Annotated in this window: 14 protein-coding genes; 2 read left to right on the forward strand and 12 right to left on the reverse strand. The window is 53.8% G+C overall.

The features are described 5' to 3' along the window. Nucleotides 1–69 precede the first annotated feature (69 nt). The 4 genes from M467_RS23805 to addB form a co-directional block, all read right to left on the reverse strand. A complete protein-coding gene (locus M467_RS23805) occupies nucleotides 70–2628 on the reverse strand; it encodes a sensor histidine kinase (protein WP_021066685.1) in 2559 nt (852 codons plus the stop codon). Further along, nucleotides 2625–2987 (reverse strand): response regulator, encoded by a 363-nt coding sequence (locus M467_RS23810; RefSeq protein ID WP_021066686.1) that lies wholly within the window; start codon nucleotides 2985–2987, stop codon nucleotides 2625–2627. Before M467_RS23810 ends, M467_RS23805 begins: the two co-directional genes overlap by 4 nt. 115 nt (nucleotides 2988–3102) lie before the next feature. Next, nucleotides 3103–6705 (reverse strand): helicase-exonuclease AddAB subunit AddA, encoded by a 3603-nt coding sequence (gene addA, locus M467_RS23815; protein ID WP_021066687.1) that lies wholly within the window; start codon nucleotides 6703–6705, stop codon nucleotides 3103–3105. Continuing rightward, a complete protein-coding gene (addB, locus tag M467_RS23820; protein WP_021066688.1) occupies nucleotides 6689–10129 on the reverse strand; it encodes a helicase-exonuclease AddAB subunit AddB in 3441 nt (1146 codons plus the stop codon). Before addB ends, addA begins: the two co-directional genes overlap by 17 nt. Nucleotides 10130–10288: 159 nt before the next feature. Between addB and M467_RS23825 the strand changes: the two genes are divergently transcribed. Both M467_RS23825 and M467_RS23830 read left to right on the forward strand, forming a co-directional pair. Continuing rightward, nucleotides 10289–10669 (forward strand): truncated hemoglobin, encoded by a 381-nt coding sequence (locus M467_RS23825; protein WP_021066689.1) that lies wholly within the window; start codon nucleotides 10289–10291, stop codon nucleotides 10667–10669. 55 nt (nucleotides 10670–10724) lie between these two features. Continuing rightward, nucleotides 10725–11081, forward strand: a complete 357-nt coding sequence (locus M467_RS23830) for a hypothetical protein (RefSeq protein WP_021066690.1) — start codon at nucleotides 10725–10727, stop codon at nucleotides 11079–11081. A gap of 27 nt (nucleotides 11082–11108) precedes the next feature. Here M467_RS23830 and M467_RS23835 read toward each other — a convergent pair whose 3' ends face one another. The 8 genes from M467_RS23835 to M467_RS23870 form a co-directional block, all read right to left on the reverse strand. After that, a complete protein-coding gene (locus M467_RS23835; RefSeq protein ID WP_021066691.1) occupies nucleotides 11109–11519 on the reverse strand; it encodes a hypothetical protein in 411 nt (136 codons plus the stop codon). A 130-nt stretch (nucleotides 11520–11649) separates the two neighbouring features. Next, nucleotides 11650–14718: an efflux RND transporter permease subunit gene (locus M467_RS23840; protein ID WP_021066692.1), complete on the reverse strand. Its 3069-nt coding sequence runs from the start codon at nucleotides 14716–14718 to the stop codon at nucleotides 11650–11652. Between the two features lie 108 nt (nucleotides 14719–14826). After that, a complete protein-coding gene (locus M467_RS23845; RefSeq protein WP_021066693.1) occupies nucleotides 14827–15276 on the reverse strand; it encodes a competence protein ComK in 450 nt (149 codons plus the stop codon). 122 nt (nucleotides 15277–15398) lie between these two features. Then, nucleotides 15399–16778, reverse strand: a complete 1380-nt coding sequence (locus tag M467_RS23850; RefSeq protein ID WP_021066694.1) for a sensor histidine kinase — start codon at nucleotides 16776–16778, stop codon at nucleotides 15399–15401. After that, nucleotides 16775–17437: a response regulator transcription factor gene (locus M467_RS23855; protein ID WP_021066695.1), complete on the reverse strand. Its 663-nt coding sequence runs from the start codon at nucleotides 17435–17437 to the stop codon at nucleotides 16775–16777. The genes M467_RS23850 and M467_RS23855 overlap by 4 nt, the downstream gene beginning before the upstream one ends. Before the next feature lie 344 nt (nucleotides 17438–17781). Beyond that, nucleotides 17782–17988, reverse strand: coding sequence for a copper chaperone CopZ (gene copZ / locus M467_RS23860; protein WP_021066696.1), 207 nt, complete (start codon nucleotides 17986–17988; stop codon nucleotides 17782–17784). Beyond that, on the reverse strand, nucleotides 17985–20096 hold the full coding sequence (locus M467_RS23865) for a heavy metal translocating P-type ATPase (protein WP_021066697.1): 2112 nt from the start codon (nucleotides 20094–20096) through the stop codon (nucleotides 17985–17987). Before M467_RS23865 ends, copZ begins: the two co-directional genes overlap by 4 nt. A 12-nt stretch (nucleotides 20097–20108) precedes the next feature. Continuing rightward, entirely contained in the window at nucleotides 20109–20411 is a 303-nt protein-coding gene (locus tag M467_RS23870) for a metal-sensitive transcriptional regulator (protein ID WP_021066698.1), read from the reverse strand. Nucleotides 20412–20420: the final 9 nt, after the last annotated feature.

Raw genomic sequence — 20420 nt, forward strand, 5'->3', positions numbered from 1 at the left:
AAAAATCTTCGCTTCCACCAAAAAGGCGCCCCATCGATGATCGATAGGCGCCTTGCGTTGCTGACGTGGTTAAGCTGTCGTCGTTTCTTGTTCACGGACGGCGTATTCATAACTTGGAATGACGACCGTGAACGTCGAGCCTTGATGCTGCACCGACTCGACATGAATCTGACCGGCGTGACCGCGGACGATCTCCTGACAGATCGGAAGGCCGAGTCCGGTACCGCCGATTTCACGGCTGTCCGAATTGTCGACACGATAGAACTTGTCGAAGAGTCGGTCGAGCGCATCGCTCGGAATCCCGATTCCTTGGTCTTTCACTTTAATCGAAATGGATTGGTCGTGATGGGCCAGTTCGACTGTGATTTTCCCGCCACGCGGCGAATACTTCACGGCGTTCGAGAGCAAGTTACTCATCAACTGTTTGAACTTCTGACAGTCGGCGAACAGTTCATACGGGCGATCATCGGCCGTGACGAGTTCGAACTGATGTTTCAACGATGACGCCTCATAGAACGTCATCATATCGCGAATGACCGGCTCGACGTCGAGCTGTTCGCGGTCATACATTTGACTGCCGGCTTCCATCCGTTGTACGTCAAGGAAGTCGTTGACGAGATGCGTCAAGCGCTCCGTCTCGGCATGAATCGTCTGCAAGTATTTCGCTTGCTTCTCGTTCGGCAACTGCTTCTTGACCATGAGCTCGGTGAACCCATAAATCGAAGAGAGCGGGGTCCGCAATTCATGGGAGATGGTCGAGATGAACTCGCTCTTCAAGCGCTCCGCCTCGGTCTCGCTCGTGATGTCACGGAAGACGAGTAACGTTCCTTTCGATAACCCGCCGACGACGATGCGTTCCGCATACATCTGTAGGTTCATCTCCCCTTTACGAATCGAGAAACTCACGCTGTCATGCGGGAAGTCGTCCGTGAACAAACGATCGGTATACTTCAAGAAATCGTCTTCTTGATCGACTGTCGTTGAAATCGTCTCGCGCCATTCGTTCCATGATAGTTCCGCGAGTTCGCTCGACGTGATGTCGTCAAGCTCAGGGAACATCTCATAGAGCGGACGGTTGACGAAGACGTCATCGGTCGAGTGTTCGACGTAAATGACCGCCTCGCGAATCGAGTCGAGAATCCGTTCCGTCTTCCCTTTCTCACGGGTCATCTCTTCAAACAGACGCATCCGGAGAAGTGAGAGCGACAACTGACGGGCGAACGACATAATGTCGCCCATCTGTGTCTGCGTGAAGCGGTCTTTATAACGAACGAGATAGATGAACGCGATAATCGAGTCATCCGTCGGATCATGGACCGGCACGGCCGTCTCATACATATAGTATGGATACGGGAGCGGATGGTCGCTCGCGACTTGTTTCGACGAATGGACGGTCGTCCGCAGTGTCATCGCCCGCGTCAAGACCGAATTCTCGCTATCGAGCAATTGACGCGTGAGCGTCTCGTTCAAGCCGTGGCTCGTGATCGAGAATGAACCTGTCGCATCGACGAAGACGAGCGCGCCGACTTCTGAGTCGGTGATGGCGACGAGCTTCTCGATAATTTCTGGATAGGCCGTGAGCGAATCGCGGGCCGCGAGCGTCTCGGTCAATTCGTTACGATAAGCCAAGTGTTGCTCGTTCTGTTGCGTCTGCTCCAAGATCTCTTCAAGCTCTTGCTGTTGCGCTTGAAGCTCTTCTTGTTGAGCAATCAACTCTTCTTGTTGCGCTTGCAACTCGTGGTTCTTCTCAATCAAGTGACGTTCGTTGTCACGAAGCGTCTCGGCCATTTTGTTGAACGACCGTGACATCGTCCCAATCTCATCTTCACGCTCCATCTGGTCGCTCAAATCGACGATCTCGCCTTTAAGCAGACGGTCCGATGCGATCGAGAGACGTGAAATCAAACGCGTTTGACGGCGCAAGAACGGTTGGATGAACAATAAAATCAAGGCCGCGAACGACAAAATGCTCGCAATCCACAAGAACTGAAGAATGTCGTTATTCAACTTCCAAGCGTCATACACTTTTTGTTTCTCGCTATTCATCAAGTCCTTATAATCGGATAAGGCCGTCTCGATCTGTTGAATCGGGCCGAGCGTATCGATGCCACGCTCTGGGCTATACGGCACGACGCCCTGTTCGATCAAACGCTGGGCTGTCGGCAACGCCAACACCGTCTCTGGGTCGATGGTCGTCTCGGTGATTTCACCTTCTGCCCGCAATTGACCGTACTCCGTCGTCACCGGAAGGATGACACCGAAATAGAAGTCATGAAACCCTTGCAAATCCTCCGCGAAAATCTCACCTTGTTTCGTCTGGACGACGCTCTTGAACCAGTTAATCTCTTGTTGGAACTCGTTCTCTTTCGCCTTGGCCCGCTCAAGTGCCTCGGTATCCCCAAACAAGAGGAAGCCACGAGAATCATATTGAGCGCCTTGCCAGTCGTCCCAAAGCACGTTCAACCGGTCAATCCGCTCATCGACATCTTGTAGTCGTTGTTCGTTCGCCGCAACCCGCTCTTCCATGTACATGTACATGAAAATTGAGCCGACGAGCGCGAGCGCGAGGAACGAGTAGAGGACGACCATGAGGTCGCGACCGAGTTTTTGTTTAAACCATCTGTTCAATTCACGATGCCTCCTATAATCTTCACCAATTCAAGTGGACTGAACGGCTTCGAAATAAAGTAGTCGACGCCAATCTCATTCGCGCAATCACGATCAGATTGTTGGCTCTTCGCCGTGAGCATCATCACTTTCGTATGTTGACGTCCTGGAAGTTTTCGTACTTTCTCAATGACCTCAAGACCGGTCATGCCTGGCATCATATGGTCGACAATCACGAGGTCATACTCGTTCTGTTCGATTAGCCGGTAGGCTTCAAGGCCGTCTGGTGCTTCATCAATGTCATATCCTTCATCTTCTAATGTATCTAAAACAAGCATGCGCAATACTTCTTCATCTTCTGCTAGTAAAATTTTTACCATGACGATTCCTCCATTTTTTATCCCATTCCATTATTTTAACGGATTCAGTTCGTAATCACAAAAAATAAGGGTGTACGGTGTATAACCGTACCCCTTTTTCTTCACAACGTCTACATTATAATACAACAATTTCCTGCAATTCGAGCGAATAAATGAGCATCTGCCCGACCGTGATTCCCCAAATCGCCTCGATTGCCTCACGATAAAGCGAGAGTTGGACGTGATAGCGGTCTCGCAACATTTGTTTGGCCGCTTCACGGGAACCGCTCGAGAAAAGCACGGAGTCCGATTTATAGTCAAGGAGCACATACGTCTCTCCGTCATAAAACAGACAATCGATAATTCCTTGAATCAGCACGTGCTCGTCGGTGAACACCCCTGTCGGATTGACTCGCTCGGCCGGGACCGTGTACGTGAACGGTAGCTCGCGCCAACCTGTCCCGGTTTGAAGCGCTGCTGTCAACGAGCGTCCTGTTTCAGAGGCAAAGAACGCCTCGATTTCGGGACTCGCAAGCCGTGCCGTCTCGGCCTCGACCGGGCTGAGCATGCTTTCCGCTTCCCAGCGGTCGATTTGGACATCGAGCGGTTTGGACGGGTCAATTAATTGGAAGACGAGATGTAACGTCGTCCCCCGTTCCGCCCCTGTCTGTTGAGATTGCTTCCATTTCGGTTCTCGATACGGGGTGTCCGTCGCCCGGTACGTCTCTTCGAACGCCGCCTGTTCAAGCTGAAGCGCCCGTTTCAACTCGGTCACCGTTTGTTTGGCCGCCGTCTCCGTCGCAGCCTGCGCCGGATAAGCGTAGGCGAATGCCTTGTGGACGAACTCGCTGACGTTCGCTTCGTCTTTCACCTTGAAATCGATCGCCTCGAACTGTTTGACGTGATGGAGCTGCGCCATCATCTCTTGGAGCGTCGCGACTTCTGCCAAATCTCCCTCACCGATGATGCGATACGTCCACGGTGTCGCTTCTGGTTGCGGAGCGATAACCGGCAAGCCTTGTTGTTCTAAGAACGAGGCAGCCCCTTCAAGTTTCAGGAGTGCCGGAGCGACCCAATCGAGATACGTCTTCGCGTCACGACGCGACTCGGCCGATAACGTCGTCCCGGTCTGCTCGACGTGCAGCCACTTCTGAATCTGTTTCCCCGGTTCTTTAATCGTCCCGACCAAAATCAATTTCTCTTTGGCACGGGTGAGGGCGACATACAGGACGCGCATCTCTTCGGCTTTCATCGTGGCATCGAGATCGCGGCGAATCATCTCTTTGACGAACGTCTCCGTCTTCGTCCGGGTGACGACATCGATGGCGTCGAGTGAGATGCCATACCGTTTATGGAAGATGACGCGCTGCATTTGGTCGCGTTTATTGAACTGCTTTCCAAGCTGGGCGACGATCGTGACCGGGAATTCCAGTCCTTTCGACTTATGGACCGTCATGATTCGGACGACGTTCTCTTCTTCGCCGAGCGAACGCGCCTCTGACAAATCCTCACCGTTATCTTGCAGTCGGTCCATCACGCGGAGGAAGCGATACAAACCGCGGTATCCGCTCCGTTCATAGGACAAGGCCCGATCATAGAGCGCCTTCAAGTTTTCTTGGCGTCCTTTCCCACCTGGCAAGCCGCCGGCGAAATCGTAGAAGCCGGTGTCGTTGAACACTTGTTGAATCAGCTCCGACAAACTATGGTTCCGTGCGAACGTGCGCCACGCTGACAACGCGTCGAGCACATCGCCGCACTTCAGACCGAGGTCATCCTCATCGTCCGCTTTCGCTTTGAGCGCCTCGAAGAACGAGTCCTCCGATTCAAGACGAATCTTGGCCAGTTCTTGGTCACTGAAGCCGAACATCGGTGAACGGAGCGCTCCCGCGAGCGGGATGTCTTGAAGCGGATTGTCAATCAGTTTCAACACGGCGAGCATCATGCGAATCTCGGTCGCCTGGAAATAGCCGCCGTCTGAATCGGTATAGGCCGGGATGTTGTACTGTGTCAAAATATCCATTAGCTGTTCGACGCGCTCTTTTTTTGAGCGGACCAAGATGACGATATCGCGATATTCGCACGACCGCAGCAAGCCGGTCGCCTCATCGGTCACTTTGAACGGTTCCTCGCCCGAGACAAGTTCTAAAATCCGGGTCGCGATGGCGCGTCCTTCGAGCTCTTGTTTCGAGAGATCACGACTCTCACCATTGACGAGAATCAGCTCAGGTCTCGCCTCGAGCTCCTCATACGCCCGGCCTGGCACGAGTCGGGCCGCCTCATCGTATTCAATCTCACTTACTTCCTCGTCCATCAACCGGACGAACAAGTCGTTGATGCCATGGAGCACTTCGGCCCGGCTCCTGAAGTTTTGGGACAGGTCGATCCGTTGTCCCGAACCACCTTGTTTGAACCGGGTCGCCTTTTCGATGAACAGACGCGGCTCGGCATGGCGGAACCGATAAATCGATTGTTTGATATCGCCGACCATGAACAAGTTGCCGACGTGTTCGGCTTCGTGGCTGACGAGTCCGATAATCGTCTCTTGGATCTCGTTCGTATCTTGATACTCATCGATCAACACTTCGGCGAAGCGCTGTTTATAGAGCGATGCGACCGAAGACGGTCCGTCCCCGTCGCGCAAAATCGCGAGCGCATAATGTTCAAGGTCGCTGAAATCGACGAAGGCGCGGTCCCGCTTCGCCTGCTCATAGGCGGCACCGAACGTCCGGACGGTCTTGACGAGCGTCTCGACGAGCGGACATTGCGTCATCAAGACCTCTAAATAGTCCGCTCCGCTCGTGCCGGCCTGTGCGGTCGCTTCGCTCAACTTCTTCTTCGCCTGGTCGTAGGCCGGTTTCAACACCGTGTGGTAGACATGATGTTCGTCTTTCTTTTGGACGGATTTCATCGTCCCGAATTTGACGGCGCGGGAAGCCGTCTCGAGCTCGCTCCACTTGAACGAGTTCGGATCAAGGTTCGCGAACGGCAAAATCGCCTGTTGCACGTTCTCGGATTGCGCCTCATAACCGGCGAGCCGAAGCTCGATGGCGACGCGACGAAGTTGACGCAACGCTTTCTCGATGTCTACCCAAAGCAGGTGACCGAATTCGATCAGCAATTGCTCATCGTCCGGGTCCCCGTCAAATTGATACAACGAGACGAGCTCATCCAGATAGGCTTCCGGGTCAGGCAGTGTTCGCGCATAGTGATAAAGTCCGAGAATCAACTCCTCAATCTCACTGTCCCCGCGGTCGGACGTATAGGCGTCAATCAAGGCGAAGAACGCTTGGTCTTGTTCGCCATAGGCGTCTTCGAGCACGTCTTCGAGCACATCGTCCTGCAAGAGCACCAAATCACGCTCTTCAGCGATTTTGAACGCCGGGTCGAGGTCGAGCAAATAGTAATTCTCTCGAATCACCTCGAGACAGAACGAGTGAATCGTCGTGATGAGTGCTCGGTTGAGCATTTGGCGTTGTTTGCGAATATATGCGTTCTCCGGGTCGTCACGAAGCGCTTGATCGAGCGCTTTGGCGATTCGCCGCTTCATCTCGGCCGCGGCCGCATTCGTGAATGTGACCACGAGCATGCGGTCGGCCGTCAGTTCGTCCGTCTCATCCAAGAGACGGCTCGCAAGTCGTTCCACGAGGACTGCCGTCTTGCCGGAACCGGCTGCCGCCGAGACGAGCACGTGCGATCCTCTGGCATCAATGGCCGCTTGTTGGTCATTCGTCCACTTCATCGACGTCACCTCCTAATCTTGACAAGACGTCATCTTTTTCTAGCTTTTTCAATTGCCGTGTCTCGTTGGACAACGCCTCATCAAAGTGACAGACACTTTGGAACGGGCACGTCTGGCATGGCCGGCGTTCTTTATACTCATACGGTTCGACCCCGATTTCACCGTCATACATCGCCTCGGCGCTCGATTGGGCCAAATCGATGGCATGGTCCATCAACTGTTCGAGTTGCGGTGGCGAGACGACTTTTTTCGTCGTGTTCGCATCGAGCGTCCCGTCTTTCTTGTACTTGACCGGGATGACGATTGATTTTTTCTGGTCGAGTTTCGCCGTCCGGTCCATCATCTCTAAAATGGCCGGATCATCGACGAGCAACCCTTGCATCTGATACGACTCGAGCACCTTGCGTTCGGTGTCGGTATCCGTCTCGGCCGGAGCGACGAGCGGGCGATGGACGTGGAAATAGAGCGCGGCCGCTGGGGCGACGTTCTCTTGCGTCCAGGCGTTCGCCTGCTCAATCAACACTTTCAAATAGATGAGCATCTGCATCGCGAGCCCGTAATAAATCTCGGCGAAGTCGATCTCTCGTTTACTCGACTTGTAATCGACGATCCGAACGTACAATTGGTCGTGAATCGAAGCCGTATCGACCCGGTCAATCCGACCGACGAGTTCGCACGTCGCCCCGTTACTGAGCGTGAACGATACCGGCGGGAAATTGCCGCTGCCGAAAGCGAGCTCAAAGGCGACCGGATCGAACCCGTCTCGTTTCGACTGCTCGATTAACACTTCCGCCGTCTTGCTGACGACGTCGGTCAATTTTTTCTTCAAATAGCCATACCGGTTCGAACTCATCAAAATCGCGTTTTGAATCTCTGGTGTGACGAGCTCGACGGCCGCCTCGGCGAGAGACGAACATTCCTCCCGGCTCACATCACGCCATTCTTTCCCTTCCATCTGCACGGTCTGGGACATGTGCTCGATGGTGCGATGATACAAGTTGCCGATATCTGGCGCCTCTAAGCGATACAAGCGGCGCTCTTTTAAACGAAGGCCGTAACTGGCGAAGTGACGGTACGGACAGGCTTGGAACGTCTCGAGCCGCGAGACGCTCGCCCGAATCGAGTTCGTGTAGAGCGACTTGGCGACGTCTTCCGGTAACGGCTTGGGCACGTTTTGATAGAAGAGCGCGCTCGTCAATAACCGGATCCGCTCGCGGCCTTCCGGATGTTTCAACAGCTCGTTATATACCGTGAACCACGTGTCTTGAATCGGGTAGTGGCGACTGAGCCGCTGTAATTCGAGCGCCGTGACCGCTGCCGTCTGATTCACGTTCGTGATGAACGACAACTGGTCGCTCGGGCGATGTTCACCGGCTTCTGCGAAGTGGGTCGTCACGACCTTGCCACCGCCAAGCCGCGCCTTGAGGTCCGCGATGAAGCTGGCCGGCTGAATCGCCTTGCCGGCGCGGTCGACGAGGGCGTAGCTGACGAACAGCCGATGACTCGGTGCAGTGAGCGCCTTATACAAATAGTACGTCTCATCGTCAAACAAGTGCTCGGTCGCTTTCCCGGCCCGGACGCCGTTCTCGTGCATGAAGTCGAGGTCCTGGTCGGTCAATAGTTTCGACTGGGTCGAGACGAGCGGGATTTGATCTTCGTTCGCTCCGAGCAGGAAGACGACTTTCTTATCAAGCAACCGGCCCCGAACATAATCGGTGACCGTCAATTGATCCAAAGAAGGCGGGACGAGCGCATAGCGCAGACTATCGAGCCCGGTGTCCATCATTTGGAGGAACAGCTCGGTCGAGAGCGTCTCGTCCGGTGCGGCCGCCTCTAGCTGTTCAAGCAAGTGCAACACCGCGTCCCATACTTGCGTATGTTCGCGCGCCTCGAGCAAGCGTGCCTCTTCGAGCGCCTCATCTCGCCAATGGGCAAGACAGGACGCCACGCCGACTCGTTCCAAGAATGCGTAGATGGCATGCGTGTAAGCCTGCATCGTTTTCGCTGCCTTCAAGTCATCCAACAACGGGTCGAACGTGTCGACGACGGTTTGCCGATAGCGATTGAGCGCCGTCTCTACGTCGAGTTCTTCCCCGGTCAACCGTGCCTCTTCCTCGGCACGACGTTTCAAGTACCACGCATCATGCCAATGGTAATGTTTAATCCCCCGTTCAATCACGAACGCCTCGAGCCGGTCGACCGATGTGCGTCGATGCTCCGCATCGAGCAGAATCAATTCCGTCTTCAGTGCGCGAAACACCGGCTCTTCCCGGTATCCACGGAGTGCGACTTCAATCGTCGCCTTCAGTAATTCGACGACCGGATGATCGAGCATCGGTTGTCGCTCATCGAGGAAGAACGGCAAGTTCATTTTTTGTAGCGCCTGCGTCGCCAAATCGCCGTACGCTTCAAGCGAACGGGACACGAACGCGATATCGCGGTAACGGAAGCCTTCCTCACGAACGAGACGCACGACTTCACGGACGGCGGCCTCGACTTCCACCGACCGGTCGACGGCCGCGTGTAACACGACGTTCGAATCGGGACGGGTATACGGGGCTGCCGTCACTTGCCCGAACGTGGCCTCGAGATAGGCCAAGCTCGGATGTTGGAAGCGAGGCGCACCCGTATGAGGCGTGTCACTCGACGAGATGCCCCGTTCGGATAACAGCTCTTTGAAGCGCATGAGCGTACGCTGTGTCGGTCCGAAAGACGGATGGGGCCGGTAGAGCGAATCCGGATCGATCGTCAACAGGACATCGAGCGGCGCCTTCTCCGCCAAAGCGACCAGCACCGCCAGCTCCTGCTCGGAAAATTCATTGAACCCATCGACGTAAAACCGGGTCCCGGTCAAGTCGATGTCCGGCAACAGTTGCAGCAGCACGTTAAAGTAATCTTCGGCGTGCAGCGATTTCCCCGCTGTCATCGTCAAGAAGCCTTCATACAGGATGGACAGGTCCTGCAGTTTCAGCGACCGGTGTTGGTCTTGTTCGCTCAAGCGGAGCAACTGCTCCGGATCGACGAGTCCTCGTTTGAGGAGCGTGATCAACGCATTCAATTCCTCATAGAAACCGAACTGATTCATCGTCCGGCGGAACAAGGTCAAGCGTTCCTCGTTCATCTCGACGACACGGCGCAACAGCAAATGTGTCCCCGTCTGGTCCAAAAACTGTTCGGTCGCGACGCCACGGTCGCGCATCATCAAAAAGGCGAGACGGCGCATCGATAAGACTTGAATCCGGGTCGACCCGTTCAAGCCGTCGGTCATCGCCATCTTCCGTTCCATTTCAAACGACATTTGGTCTGGGACGAGCATATAGATGGTCGGTCCGCTCGGGTCACGCTTCAGCTCTTCGATGACTTGTTTCGTCATCCATTCGCTTTTTCCGCTCCCGGAACGCCCGACGTGAAAAGTGACCGTCATTTAGGCGAACACCCCTTCCCTTTTTTCTTTATTATGACCCATTCCGCGCAGTTTGTAGAGGGAAATCCTTCGAGACCCCGGCAAGAAAATTGGCCAGCCCGCATCCTTCCCAATTTCAGCGAAAATCGATTAGACTGGACGTATGAGGGGGAAATGAACATGAGTGCATATGAACAATTCGGCGGCGAGCGTGGAGTCCAACAGCTCGTAGACGCCTTTTATGATCTCGTCTACGCCGACCCGGTCTTGTTGCCGTTGTTTCCGGACGACAAAGAGCGGGTCAAAGCGCATCAATTCGAATTTTTAACACAGTTGCTCGGGGGACCGAAACTGTATACGGAACGTCGTGGTGGCGGTAACTTGGCGATGATCCATCGTGACCACCCCATCTCTGAGACTCATGCCGGACATTGGCTCGGCTGCATGGAGCAAGCGCTCAAAACGGTCGATGCGCCCGAGTCGATCAAACAACAGCTGTTCCATCGCTTGATCATGTCATCCTCGAACGTCGTCCGCGTCTGCTCGCACCATTTTGAGTAGTCAGCCTTTCGAAAAGCGGGTATGATAAGAAAGTAAGTAAAGGAGGTCGTTTTTCATGACAGAAGAAGAAAAGAAAGAGGCCGTTTCGTCTGAAGAAGAAACGGAAGAAGTAGAACCGACGGCAGTCCTCGCCGACGCCCTCGAAGAGGACGAAGAGGAAGAAGACCAACCCGAAGAAAAGAACATGGACCACATTAAAGGTGTGTTCAACTATATGCACGAGAACGGACGAGAGTACCGCGTCGTCTTTTATCAGGACCGCAAAAACCTCGTCTTCCGTGAACTCGGCAACGGGAAAGTCGAATTCGTCGGACGTTTCACTGACGAGGCATACGATGAAGAGAATGAAGCAGAGATGCGCGAACTCGGCGAGCAACAGCTCGAACGGATTCTTGCGGATCGTCTCAAATAAAAAAATCGCCCGAGTTGGGCGATTTTTTTATTTTCCTTTGTTCCGCTTTTTCTTGCGCAGTGCATAAATGACTCCGGCAATCCCACCAGCGACGGCAATCCCGGCCATGGCAGGCACGAGGATTTTCTTCGTCGGAATCATCTCTTTGACCCGTTCGTACGGTGTCGGCACCGACAACTCGAGTTGAACGGCCGACTCACCATGACCGTTGGCCCGCGCTTTGCGTGCCGCATCGGTGATGACGACGCGCCCCGTCGTATAACGGCGATTTCCATGCTCATCCGTATACGGACGACGTACGCGTTTGACACCGCGAACCGTCTTCCCACGGGCTGCATCCGGACGGACGACGCGTTCGCTCGTCCACGCTCGTCCCCCTGTCGCACTGTAAGCCGGGCGAATTGTCCGGCGATTTAACCATGTGTATGAATCATTCATCGTTGATTCCCTCCAATATTGTGAAGTCCTTTTCTTATTATACCCATAGAGCATCTCACAAAAACATACGTCTCCCGACGTAAACGAACAAAGGATGGCCCACCTCGGGCCATCCTTTGTCGTCATGCAATTACTCTGTGAACGGTTTATCCCGGTGGCGACGTTTCGCTAAAATCAAGTAGTAAGCCGGAACGAGCACGAGCGTCAGTACCGTCGAGAACAGAATCCCTGACACGATACAGATGGCAAGTGGTTTGAAGAGTGGGTCTTGTCCGAACGCGACCGGCAAGAGGGCGACGACGGCGGTCAAGGCCGTCAACAGGATCGGACGAATCCGGGCCCGCCCTGCCTCATAGACAGCGGTCGTGACAGCCATGCCGTCCCGAATCCCTTGCTCGATGAACTCGAACAAGACGACGGCGTTCCGCACGACGATTCCGGCGAGCGAGACAATCCCCATCGAAGCCATGAAGCTAAATGGCGTCTGTGTGACGAACAGTCCGACGACCGCTCCGGCAATCGCCAAGTAAATCGTGAACAGGACGAGCATCGGCAGTGACAATGAATTGAACTGGAACGCGATAATCAAGAAGATTAAGAACAAGACGACGACGAACAACGTGGCGAGTTCAAGGAAGAACTCGTTTTGTGTGTCACTTGCCCCCGATTGATCAAAGGCGATCCCGTCATCGGTCAATGCAGACTCCGCATCGGCGAGCACGCGGTCGACGTCTTGTTTGAACGCTTCCTCGTCCATACCTTCGCTCGCAAAGATTTGGAGCGTCACGGTCCGTTCTCCGTTTTCACGCGGAATCTGTTGAATCTGTTCCGTCGTCGTTTCGGTGACGAACGTGCTGAGCGGTGCGACCGGTGGGCCGGCTTCCGTTTCGACTGGGACGAGAATATCGTCTAAAGCGAGCGCCTCACGGTTTGCTTCCGCATCGACGACAATTTTCACATCGCGCTGTTCGACACCATCATCGAACGTTCCGATTGGAATCCCGTCCGTGACGAGGCGAATCTGGTCACTGATCGCTTTCGCGGTCACGCCAGCAGCCGCCATCGCGTCACGGTCAAGCTCATACGTGAGCGTTTGGAACGGCTCTTTAATGTTATCGAGGACGAGTGCGCCGTCAATCTCTTCGAGGTCTGCTTTCACGGTATCCCGTGCCGCCACGAGCTCGTCGATTGTCTCGCCGCGCATCGTGAACTCGACAGGTGCCGAAGTCGGCGGTCCTTGTTGTTGCGTATCCAAGAAGATTTCAGCGTCCGGGTTATTTTCCCGGATTTGTGTCGTATACTCATCAATCAATTGAATCGCATCGATTGTCTCGTTATCGACACGGACGACGATTTGGCCGGTGTTGTCACCTGTTTGGTCGAGTCCACCCGTGAACAGGCTCGGTAACCCGCCCCCGGCAAAGATGGACGTCTCGGTGACGCCATCGATGCTTTGGAACTCTTCCTCGATGGCTTGAAGTCTCCGTTCCGTCTCTTCCAAGTCGGTCTGGACCGGTAACGTGACGCTCGTCACGACTTCTGGTCGGTTCGCGGCCGGGAAAAATTCGAATGGTGTCAATAGAATCAATCCGTACAAGGCGGTCGTGATGACGAAACCGACGAGTCCGAACGTCCATGGACGCTTCGCAACTTTTGGCAACAACGTGTCCGCATAGAAATTACTGAGACGGTTGAGTGGTTTCCCTAACCAACCCGGCTCTCGTTTCGAGACTTTGACTTGTTTCCGGTTCAACCAGTATTGGGCAATCGGGACGAGAGTCAAACTGATGACCATCGAAGCGAGCACCGATAACGCCAATACGGTCGGCAAGGCGCGGATAAAGTTCCCGTTTGCACCTGACAAGAGGGTCAATGGCAAGAAAGCGAAGACGACGGCGAGCGTCGAAGTAACGATCGAGCCCCACACTTCTTTCGTCCCGCGTACGGCACCTCCCATCGCCGTATCCCCTTTCCGGTAACGACGCAGGATGTTGTCGTTGACGACGATGGCGTCATCGACGAGAATCCCGAGGGCGATGATGGCACCGATGATGGAGATTTGGTTCAAGTCGACCCCCGTGAAGCGAAGCGGGATTAACGCGAGCAAGAACGATAATGGAATCGCCAAGCTGACGATGATGGATCCTGATACCGTCAATCCGATCGTCGTGACGACGATGACGGCAATCATGGCGACGATGAACTCTTTTGTCAACGACGAGAAGATTGCGTCGACCGCTTTTGCCTGCTCGTAATAAGGGACGAGCTCGACGCCAGAGACGTCTCCGACTTCTGCGGCGACGACTTCATCGACGCGTTCTTGAAGCGTCGGGATATCTTGTCCCGACTCGATCGTGACTGTCAAGGAAATGGCGGGCATCCCATCGAGCGAGACGAGGTCGGTGACCGCTTTTTCCGTCTCTTCGACCGTACCGACGTCTTCGAGTAGAACGGGCGTCCCGTCTACCGATCCGACGACGACTTGGCCCATATCATTGACGTTCGTCAAACTGTCGATTGCCAACTGATAGATGCCCTCTTCCGTCGACTGGCGTCCGAGGGGTGTCGTCTTATATTCTTCATTGATGGCCGTCAAAACGTCCGGGAAGGCGAGTTGACGCTCCCCGAGTTCGGCCGAGTCGAGCGAGACGACGAATTCGGTTTCTGGCAATCCTTTGATTGTCACACCGGTCACGCCATCGGTCCGCAACAATCGTTCCTCCAACCGCTCGACATCTTCTCGAGCCGCTTGCAGCGTTTCGCGGTCGTCCGAAGTCAACAAATATGAAGCGACCGGCAATTGTCCGATCGAATCATTGACGGTCGGTGCCAGCGCATTCTCAGGCAAGCGCGGTGCGGCATCCGAGATGGCTTGGCGCACGTTCGCCTGGAGCTCACTTCGGTCGAAGCCGTCTTCATACTCGACTGTGATGTTTGAGAACTCGGATGCGGATAATGATGACACATTCTCGATTCCTTCGAGTCCTCTCAATTCAGTCTCCAAAATATTCGTGACGTTCCGTTCGACCGTCTCTGCGGTCGCGCCTGGATATGGCGTCTGAATCAAGATGATATTGACACTCGTCTCCGGAATTTCACGCTTCGGAAGTTGGAAGAACGTGAGCACCCCGACGACGACTGCGACGAGTAAAAACACAATGACCAGTTTTCCTCGTTCAATCATTTTCTGAAAAAACATGTTGACCCCTCACTTTCAAATGATGTGCAAATACACATATGAACTATTCTTCTTCATCATAGAGGGGTTCGTCATCGATTTCAATCTTTAAACCTGACTGAATGTGTTTCAGTGAAAGCGTTTTTGAAACGAATACGATAACTCGATGGAACGCTGCTTCTGCTTATAGACGGTATGATTCGACACCGGCACTTCGACCGATTCACCTGAATGAAAGATAATTCGGCTCCCTTTTCCGCTCTTCTCCGCATCATAGACTTGAGAGAAGTTGATCCAGGCACAGTCGGGGCTTTCTTTGGCAATGGTCGGGAAAAATACGGCATCTGCATGCCAATCCATGATGACGGGCGTTTTCCGGTGCGGTCCGAGTACGTCACGGGCCGCTTCAATCCGTCCTTGGATACTTGAACCGTAATACAGACAGGCGGATTCGAGTAAGTGAAGGGGTGAGCCTTTCAAGCGTCTGACCCCGTCGGATTGATAGACGAGCGTCTCCGCCTCCCCGTACTCATTAAACACCGGAATCAAAGCTCTTGTTTCATTCGTCAACTGAGTCATCTGATCTGCCTCCATCATGGATGTATTGCCTTACCTCTCATTCATACCAAGGAGTCACCGTTTCCACAAATCGAGCTCAAACATTTCCCACTTAAAAAACCAGCCAACGAGTGGCTGATTTTTTAATTTCGATGATCTAACTTTAGTTTTGGATTCGAATTCGATGGCGGAAAGTGAAAATGTACAGCAACTCCGTCACTCGTATTTCCCAAGGCGACCGTCCCCTCATGAAGCGTCACAATCCGTTGAACGATGAAGAGACCGAGCCCAAACTTTCCTTGTTTTCCGCGTGAGAATTGATGGAACAAATCGAGGTTCTCATCGACCGGTGGACCATCGTTCTCAATCGTAATCTCGACGCCTGCCCCAGTGTGAGACAGACGGATATGAATCCTCGATTCGGCGTAGCGCAAGGCGTTATCGAGCACGTTCTCGAACGCGACGCGAATCTGTTCCCCATCACCGAGCATCTCACCGGCATGCCCTTCGACCGTCCAGTCCAAGTTGCCACGCAATTTGAACCGGCTGACGAGCAGCTCTACCAATTTATCGAGATTGATTGGTTCAAGTCGCATCTCTTGGCCTTTGAAATATTCCAGCTTGGTGACGTACAACAAATCGACGACTTTCTTCTCGAGACGCGATGCCTCTTCATCAATGACTTCGGCCGACCCTTTCAAGTCTCCGGTCGGATAGATGCCGTCCCCAATCGATTGGGCGTAACCACGGATGACCATGATTGGCGTCTTCAAGTCGTGGGAGATGTTTTGAAGCAAAGCCTGTTGGGCCACGTCCTGCTCTTGCAACTCTTGCCGCATCGCATCAATTGACCGGGCCAATTGGCCGAGCTCGTCTTCACGGGCGAGCGGGAGCACCGTCTCCCATTGACGGTTCGAGATTTTTTCGACCGCCCGTTCCATCTCGACGATCGGCTTCGTCAGCTCACGCGACATCCATAAGGCCGGAATCAACGACAGCAAGCTGATGACCCCGATTAAAATCGAGATGCGCCAGTAGAGCGTCGAGACGAGCTCACGGCGATAGGCGTCCCACGCATAAGATGCCTGATAGATGAGCTCCCCGTCGTATTCGTTTTGACGGATGATATAGTAGACATCCTCTCCGTCAATCGTCGTCTGATATTTAGCGACCTCGCTCGTCTGTTCGATCGCCTCTTGATACATCCGGTTCGTCAGTTCGAGTGGGGCCGATCCATAAATGATTCGTCCGTTCGGTAGAAAGATGAGCTGGTTGACCGAACGGGACTCTTGTTGGCGACGGTCATATTCAATCGGATTTTGCGGGATATTTTCCAACTCGTTCGTATTACCCAGGTAATAATCGACATCTTGTAACGTCTCATACACTTGTTCATCGATGAACTGCGTGATTGAGGAACGAATCGTCAATAAAATCATCAAGGCGAGCGTCACGATGATGAGGAGAATCAACACCCAGATTTTCCACATGAGCCGCTTCGGCTGAAGGTGATCGAGCTTCATGGCTTAACGAGTCGATAACCGACGCCATAAAGCGTCTCGAGCTCCAAGCGATGCAATTTCTTCCGCAGGCGCCGCACCAAATCATCGACGACGCGGTCCGAACCGAAATAGTCATGGCCCCAGACGCCTTCGAGAATCTGTTCACGCGACAACGCCGAACCCGGGTGTTCGAGGAAGAGGAGCAATAAGTCGAACTCTTTCGACGTCAAATCGATTTCATCCTGTTCGTGTCGGATGAGACGTTTCTCGGGATAAATCGTATATTCCCCATACTCGATATGTTCGTTCGATTTTGAGCCGTACACCCGGTCAATCAACTTCTTCACCCGGATGACAAGCTCGCGCGGCAAGAACGGTTTGGCGATGTAATCGTCAGACCCCATCTCGAGCCCGATGATTTTATCGATGTCTTCGTCACGTGCCGAAATAAAGATCGTCGGCGTGAAGGCGTTCGTCGCCTTGATTTGTTTCAACAGTTGGAACCCATCCAAGTCTGGAAGCATGATATCGAGCACCCATAGATCCGGCTCGTCCTTGATGGCAGCTTGAGCCGAGATTCCGTCCGTGAACGACCGAACGCGATACCCTTCCTGCTCCAAATATGTGACGAGCATTTTGTTCAAATTGATTTCGTCATCCACTAAATAAATTGTGTACATTCGAGTCACCTCTGCAACGTTTTTACATATCATATCAAACAATTATGGACAAAAGATGGGAATGGGGTCGTTTCTTGGGCGCTGAATGTGCTCGCCACACGTCAACGAATCGACAAAAAAAGAAGGGTCTCCCCTTCCTTACCGTGTCGGCCGAGTGCGCATCTGTTGCGCGAGGAATACCGTGCCTCCACTCAGTAAGGCCAGTACGCCGCTAATCATTACGAGTTCCATCTTGCCCCCACCTTCCCCATTGATAGCGATTCTCATTATCACCTATAATATAGCATGTTTTGACTCGCTTGAACATCACAAAAAAGCTCCCGCCGTCAGGCGAGAGCTTTGAATCATGCGTTAACGTCGTAGCCTTGTTCTTCGATGGCTTCAATCATCGCTTGTTTCGAGATTTTATCGTTATGGATGACATCGACCCGATGGTCCTGGAGCGAGACGATTGCTGATTCGACGCCGTCTAATTCCGTCAGCGCCCCTTCGACCGCTGCTTTGCAATGGTTGCATGTCATACCTTCTACTTTTAAAGTCGTTTCATTCATGTTGATTTTCCTCCTTGTGTTTTCAATCGTAACGCATTCAAGACGACAGAGACCGAACTGAACGCCATCGCTGCCCCGGCAATCCAAGGGGCGAGTAGACCCGCCGCTGCGACCGGAATGCCCAGACTGTTATAGGCCAGCGCCCAGAACAGGTTTTGCCGAATGTTGCGCATCGTCAATGAACTCATTTCGATGGCGCGGTTCACGCCCTCGATGTCTTGTCCCATCACTGTGACGTCAGCCGCTTCTAACGCGACATCCGTCCCGCTTCCGAACGCGATGCCGACATCCGCGACGGCGAGAGCCGGCGCATCATTCATGCCGTCCCCGACCATGGCGACACGTCCTTGGCGCTTCAACGCTTCGACGTGATCCGCTTTCTCGACCGGTAGCACCTCGGCGATGACGTTCGTTTCGGGAATCCCGAGTTGACGGGCGATATCGAATGCGACTTCTTTGCGGTCACCGGTCAAGACGTACACTTGTCTCGTCAAGGCTAGATGTTGCACGACGGCACGGCTCCGCTCTTTCAATTGATCTTGTAGACCGAACGCCGCGACGATTCCAGACTCGTCGGCCACATAGACAGGCGTCATCGCCTGCATGTCCCATTCCGGTAAGGCGAATCCGGCTTCTTGCATCATGCGGACCGAACCGATACGTAGAGGTTTCCCATCCACGACCGCTTTCAATCCTCGACCGGCCAACTCTTCGACACGTTCGACCTGGCCGCTTCCTTCACCACGACCGATTGCCTCGGCGAGCGGATGTGTCGACTGGCGTTCGGCCATGATGGCCAACTTCAAGAACGCCGCGTCTCCGAACGTCGCCACCACTTCCGGCGTCCCTTTTGTGAGTGTCCCCGTCTTATCGAAGACAACGATGTCGACACCGTTCAACGATTCGAGTTGGCCACCACCTTTAAATAAGACGCCTTGTTCGGCGGCACGGCCTGTCCCGACCATAATCGATGTCGGGGTCGCCAAACCGAGCGCACACGGACAGGCGATGACGAGGACGGCGATCGAGGCCCGAATTGCCATATCTAAATCGTTGAACCCGAGTGTCCACACCGCGAACGTCAAGGCGCTGATGGCGACGACGATTGGGACGAACACACCCGAAATCCGGTCGGCCTGCCGTTGAATCGGCGCCTTGTCCGTTTGGGCCTGTTCGACGACGCGGACAATTTGAGCGAGCATCGTCTCGCTACCGACACGTTCGGCAACCATCAACACCCGATGTGAACGGTTAATCGTTCCGCCGACGACGTCAGCTCCGACAGTTTTCTCGGATGGGATTGACTCCCCGGTCAGCATCGACTCATCGATGACCGTCTCTCCTTCGACGATTTTCCCATCGACCGGCACTTTCTCACCTGGACGAACGACGATGACGTCACCGGATTTGACCAAATCGATCGCGACCGAGCGTTCGACACCATCGACGAGTAAAATCGCCTCTTTTGCCTGTAACGACAGGAGCGATTTGAGCGCGTCCGTCGTTTTCTCTTTCGCTCGGGCCTCTAACCATTTCCCGAGCAATACGAGCGTGATTAGGACGGCACTCGTCTCAAAATAAAGTGACGGATGCATCGGATGGGCGAGCATCTCGAAGACGGAGTAAAAATAAGCCGCCGACGTCCCGGTCGCCACGAGCACGTCCATATTGGCCGCGCCGCTCTTCAAACTCTTATAAGCACCTTTATAAAACTGGGCCCCAATCCAAAACTGGACCGGCGTGGCGAGCGCGAATTGCCACCACGGGCTCATCAGCCAATCGGCCTGGAACGTCACACCTGGGATGTGCGTAATCATGACGAGCAGAAGCGGTGCCGACAACAGCGCCGAGATGAGCACTTTTCGCTCGAGCGGGCGCAGGTCGTGTTTTGGCGTCAGTTCCGCCTTTCGTTCTGCGCCATAACCGATTTTTTCGATGCGGGCGATCAGTTCGTCTTCGGTGATGCCGTCGTCGACGCGAATCGTCGCCGTCTCGAGCGGCAAGTTGACGGTCGCTTCGACACCGTCCATTTTATTTAACACTTTCTCGATGCGGGCCGAGCATGCGGCACATGTCATCCCTTGAATCGACAGTTCGACGGTTTTCATCGGAACACCTCCTTACTTCTTGATGCGGCTGACGATTGTCATCAATTCGTCAATGTACGGGTCCATGTCTTCCGTTTCACTCGCATGGACTAAACATTTACGCATGTGACGTTCGAGCAGTTGCATCTCGACTTGTTTGAGTGCCGCTTGAATAGCTGACGTCTGGGTCAAAATATCGACGCAGTAGCGGTCGCTCTCGACCATCTTTTGAATCCCACGTACTTGTCCTTCGATCCGGCGCAGCCGTTTGCTGAGCGCTTCACGTTCTGCGTCTTCACGCGGAACGATTGGTTGGTCATGCATGAATTCTTCCATGTTTATCAC

The organism is Exiguobacterium chiriqhucha RW-2, assembly GCF_000416965.1.
In the GTDB taxonomy this organism is placed as follows: Bacteria; Bacillota; Bacilli; order Exiguobacteriales; family Exiguobacteriaceae; genus Exiguobacterium; species Exiguobacterium chiriqhucha.

Excerpts from the sequence above, each read along its gene's own strand:
- M467_RS23810 (WP_021066686.1), bottom strand. The coding sequence starts at position 2,987 with ATGGTAAAAATTTTACTAGCAGAAGATGAAGAAGTATTGCGCATGCTT.
- addA (WP_021066687.1), bottom strand. The coding sequence starts at position 6,705 with ATGAAGTGGACGAATGACCAACAAGCGGCCATTGATGCCAGAGGATCG.
- addB (WP_021066688.1), bottom strand. The coding sequence starts at position 10,129 with ATGACGGTCACTTTTCACGTCGGGCGTTCCGGGAGCGGAAAAAGCGAA.
- M467_RS23825 (WP_021066689.1), top strand. The coding sequence starts at position 10,289 with ATGAGTGCATATGAACAATTCGGCGGCGAGCGTGGAGTCCAACAGCTC.
- M467_RS23830 (WP_021066690.1), top strand. The coding sequence starts at position 10,725 with ATGACAGAAGAAGAAAAGAAAGAGGCCGTTTCGTCTGAAGAAGAAACG.
- M467_RS23835 (WP_021066691.1), bottom strand. The coding sequence starts at position 11,519 with ATGAATGATTCATACACATGGTTAAATCGCCGGACAATTCGCCCGGCT.
- M467_RS23840 (WP_021066692.1), bottom strand. The coding sequence starts at position 14,718 with ATGTTTTTTCAGAAAATGATTGAACGAGGAAAACTGGTCATTGTGTTT.
- M467_RS23845 (WP_021066693.1), bottom strand. The coding sequence starts at position 15,276 with ATGACTCAGTTGACGAATGAAACAAGAGCTTTGATTCCGGTGTTTAAT.
- M467_RS23850 (WP_021066694.1), bottom strand. The coding sequence starts at position 16,778 with ATGAAGCTCGATCACCTTCAGCCGAAGCGGCTCATGTGGAAAATCTGG.
- M467_RS23855 (WP_021066695.1), bottom strand. The coding sequence starts at position 17,437 with ATGTACACAATTTATTTAGTGGATGACGAAATCAATTTGAACAAAATG.
- copZ (WP_021066696.1), bottom strand. The coding sequence starts at position 17,988 with ATGAATGAAACGACTTTAAAAGTAGAAGGTATGACATGCAACCATTGC.
- M467_RS23865 (WP_021066697.1), bottom strand. The coding sequence starts at position 20,096 with ATGAAAACCGTCGAACTGTCGATTCAAGGGATGACATGTGCCGCATGC.
- M467_RS23870 (WP_021066698.1), bottom strand. The coding sequence starts at position 20,411 with ATGGAAGAATTCATGCATGACCAACCAATCGTTCCGCGTGAAGACGCA.